This window comes from Edwardsiella ictaluri ATCC 33202, assembly GCF_000264785.1.
GTDB lineage: Bacteria > Pseudomonadota > Gammaproteobacteria > Enterobacterales > Enterobacteriaceae > Edwardsiella > Edwardsiella ictaluri.
Genome location: NZ_AFJI01000057.1, coordinates 1 through 4,049, shown reverse-complemented (window position 1 = coordinate 4,049; position 4,049 = coordinate 1). Strand labels below are relative to the sequence as shown.

Genomic DNA, 4,049 nt, shown 5'->3' with positions numbered 1-4,049 from the left:
AAGGTAAAAAATACCGCTCACCATCCGGTGGGCGGTATTTTTTTGCGGCCGGGGTTGGGATGCCAGCCGTGAATAGCCGGGGAAGGCGCGCCCCACGAAGGGGCGCGAGGCGGGGTTAGCTCAGGGTCATCAGGCTGGCGTTGCCGCCTGCCGCCGCGGTATTCACGCTCAGCGCGCGCTCGTGGACCAACAGTTCCAGACGCAGTTGCGTGTCGCCGGGCGCCAGGCCCTGCAGCGGGACGATGGCGCCGCTGCGGGCGGCAATCTGCCCGCTGAGGAGGCGCAGCCGATCGCTGTCGCCGTGGTAGATCGCGGCGTCGAACTCTTGCGCCATCAGGCTCTCCGGCGGACTCAGCGTAATGCACGCTGCGACCGCCGATGGAAGATCCCGGTGCAGCGCGCGGTGCAGTGGCGTGTCCGGCCACAGGACGTGACAGCCGACCGCCATGACCGCCGCCAGCTGGATCAGCGCGTCGTCCTCGTTGCCCGCCGCGCACAGTACCCGTTCGCGCGGGACAAAGAGCAGGGTGTTGCGTTCGCCTGTCGGTCCGCCCAGCGGGCGCGGGACGGCGGCGGGACACTGGTTGGCGTAGTGCTGGCACAGGATCTGGAGCGCCGGGCGATCGGCGGCCCAGTCGTTCAGGGCCTGCAGCGGCGGCGTGGCGTTGTTCGGCTGGTGCGGGGAGGCGTCGGTGCCGAGCGTCAGGGTATTTTCCGGACTGCGGGCCAGCAGGCGGTAGAGGTATAGCGGGCCGCCGGCCTTCGGCCCGGTACCGGAGAGTCCCTCGCCACCGAAGGGCTGTACGCCGACGACGGCCCCGACGATATTGCGGTTAACGTAGATATTGCCGACGTGGGCGCTGTGGGCGATGTGGGCGATGGTTTCGTCGATGCGCGAATGTACTCCGAGGGTCAGGCCGTAGCCCGAGGCGTTGATTTGGGCCAGCAGCGTATCCAGCTGCTCGCGGCGGTAGCGTACCACGTGCAGCACCGGACCAAAGATCTCCTCTTGTAATTCGTTGAGGCTGTCCAGTTCGATCAGGGTGGGTGGAACGAAGTTACCCCGCGCGTCGCACTGGGCCTCCTCCTCCTGGCTGTGTGCCGCCTGGAATACCGGGTGTCCCTTGGCCCGCATGGCGAGGATATGCTGCTCGATGCTGCTCTTGGCCTCGGTGTCGATCAGCGGGCCAATGTCGCAGCCCAGTCGCTCCGGGTTGCCGATGCGGTATTCGGCCATGGCGCCGCGCAGCATGGTCAGGGTATGGTCAGCGATCTCCTCCTGCAGACAGAGGAGGCGCAGGGCGGAGCAGCGTTGCCCGGCGCTGTCGAAGGCGGATGTGACAACGTCAGTTACAACCTGTTCGGTCAGCGCCGACGAGTCGACGATCATCGCGTTGAGTCCCCCGGTTTCGGCGATGAGCGGCGTCGGCCGGCCCTGTGCATCGAGCCGATCGGCGACGGCGCGTTGTAACCGCTTGGCGACCTCTGTCGATCCGGTAAACATGACGCCGCGTACCCGGCTGTCATTGACCAGCTGGGCGCCCACGGTTTCACCGCGCCCCGGCAGCAGCTGCACGGCGCCGGGGGGGACGCCGGCGTCGTGCAGGATGGCGATGGCCTGGGCGGCGATCAGCGGTGTCTGTTCGGCGGGCTTGGCCAGTACGCTGTTGCCGGCGGCCAGCGCGGCGGCGATCTGACCGGTAAAGATGGCCAGCGGGAAGTTCCACGGGCTGATACAGACCACGCAGCCCAGCGGGCGGTGGGTCTCGTTGTCGAAGCTGGCATGCACCTGCCCGGCGTAATAGCGCAGGAAGTCGACGGCTTCGCGCACCTCGGCGATGGCGTTGGCGAAGGTCTTGCCCGCCTCACGAACCAGGATCCCCATCAGCGTCGGCATCTGGCGCTCCATCAGGCTGGCCGCCCGTACCAGGATGGCGGCGCGCTCCTGCGGCGGCGTGGCACACCAGATGGGAGCATTACGCAGCGCGCTCGCCAACGCCTGTTCGACCTCCTGCCCGCTGGCGTCGCGGGTATAGCCGACGATGTCATTCGGCTCGGCGGGGTTAGGCAGGGGGCGCAGCTCGCCTTCGGCACAGGGCTGCTCCAGCAGCGGTATCGCCACCAGCCGCTGATTGGCGCCGTTTAACAGGGCGCAGGAGAGGGAGGCCAGACGTTGCTCATTGCTCAGATCCAGTCCGATGGCGTTGGCACGTCCCGGGGCATATAGATCGCGCGGGAGTGGGATCTTCGGATGGGGGAGTCCAGGGCGCCCCTCCTGCGCCGTCAACTGATCCACCGCGGCGACCGGATCGGCGACCAGCTCCTCCAGCGGCAGATTGGTGTCGGCGATGCGATTGACGAAGGAGGTGTTGGCGCCGTTCTCCAGCAGACGACGCACCAGGTAGGCCAGCAGCGTCTTATGGGTGCCGACCGGCGCATAGATACGGCAGGGGCGATGGAGCTTGCCATCGGCGACCTTACCGACCACCTGTTGGTATAGCGGCTCACCCATGCCGTGCAGACACTGGAACTCATACTGCCCCGGGTAGTAGTTCTGTCCGGCCAGCTGGTAGATGGCCGCCAGCGTATGGGCGTTATGGGTGGCGAACTGAGGGTAAATCAGGCTGGGCACACTCAACAGCTTCCTGGCGCAGGCCAGGTAGGAGACGTCGGTATAGACCTTGCGGGTGTAGACCGGGTAGCCCTCCAGCCCGTCGACCTGGGCGCGCTTAATCTCGCTGTCCCAGTAGGCCCCTTTCACCAGGCGGATCATCAAACGGCGCTGACTGCGGGCGGCAAGATCGATCAGGTAGTCGATCAGCGCAGGACAGCGCTTCTGGTAGGCCTGGATCACAAAGCCGATGCCGTTCCAGCCGGCCAGCTCGGGCTCATGACACAGCCTCTCCAACAAATCGAGGGAGAGCTCCAGACGGTCAGCCTCTTCGGCGTCGATGTTGATCGCAATGTCATACTGGCGCGCCAGCAGGGTGAGCGATTTAAGGGTGGGATACAGCTCCTCCATCACGCGCCCATACTGGGCGCGGCTATAGCGCGGGTGCAGGGCGGAGAGCTTGATCGAGATCCCCGGTCCTTCATAGATGCCACGCCCGTTGGCGGCTTTACCGATGGCATGGATCGCCTGTTGGTAGGAGCACAGGTAGGCCAGCGCGTCGGCGCTGGTCAGCGCCGCCTCACCCAGCATGTCGTAGGAGTAGCTGAAGCCTTTGGCTTCTAAGCGGTGCGCGTTGGCCAGCGCTTCGTCGATGGTTTCACCGGTGACGAACTGCTCCCCCATCAGACGCATCGCCATATCTACCCCTTTGCGGATCAGGGGCTCACCGCGCTTGCCGATGATCCGGCTCAGGGCGTGGGAGAGGTGGGCCTCGCTGTGGGTCGCGACCAGCCTGCCGGTGAACAGCAGCCCCCAGGTGGCGGCGTTGACAAACAGTGAGGGGCTGTGGCCGAGGTGCGATTGCCAGTCTCCGCCGCTGATCTTGTCACGGATCAGCGCGTCGCGTGTAGCCTTATCGGGAATGCGCAGCAGCGCCTCGGCCAGGCACATCAGTGCGACGCCCTCCTGGGAGGAGAGGGAGAACTCCTGCAGCAGACTCTGGACCATTCCGGCCCGTCCGCCGGCGTTCTTCTGGCCGCGCAGCTGCCCTGCCAGACGGTAGGCCAATTGATACGCCTGCTTGGCCAGGGAGGAGGGCAGACGGGCCTGTTCGAGCAGCATAGGAACGGCATCGCTCTCCGCGCGCCGGTAGGCTGCGGTGATATTGGCCCGCAGCACCGACTGCGGCAGAATTTGTTCGGCGAACGCCAGGAAGGGCGTATGTCCCTCCTGTGGTGGTGTCCCTGCTATTTCCAAAGGGAGGGGATCGACACAGGAGAGCGGAAGTTCCGGCAGCGTTTCGCCCTGATCCAGGCGATCCAGATAGCTGAAGATGGCCTGTTTGATTAGCCAGTGCGGTGTACGGTTAATCTGGCTGGCGGCTGCCTTGATGCGCTCGCGGGCGGCGTCATCAAGCTTAACGCCCATGGTTGTCGTT

1 protein-coding gene is annotated in these 4,049 nt (G+C 65.5%); it reads right to left on the bottom strand.

Annotated elements, in window-relative coordinates:
• Positions 1–115 precede the first annotated feature (115 nt).
• A partial coding sequence (putA, locus tag EIEH_RS08570; RefSeq protein ID WP_035609263.1) for a trifunctional transcriptional regulator/proline dehydrogenase/L-glutamate gamma-semialdehyde dehydrogenase occupies positions 116–4,049 on the bottom strand: 3,934 nt, incomplete at its 5' end.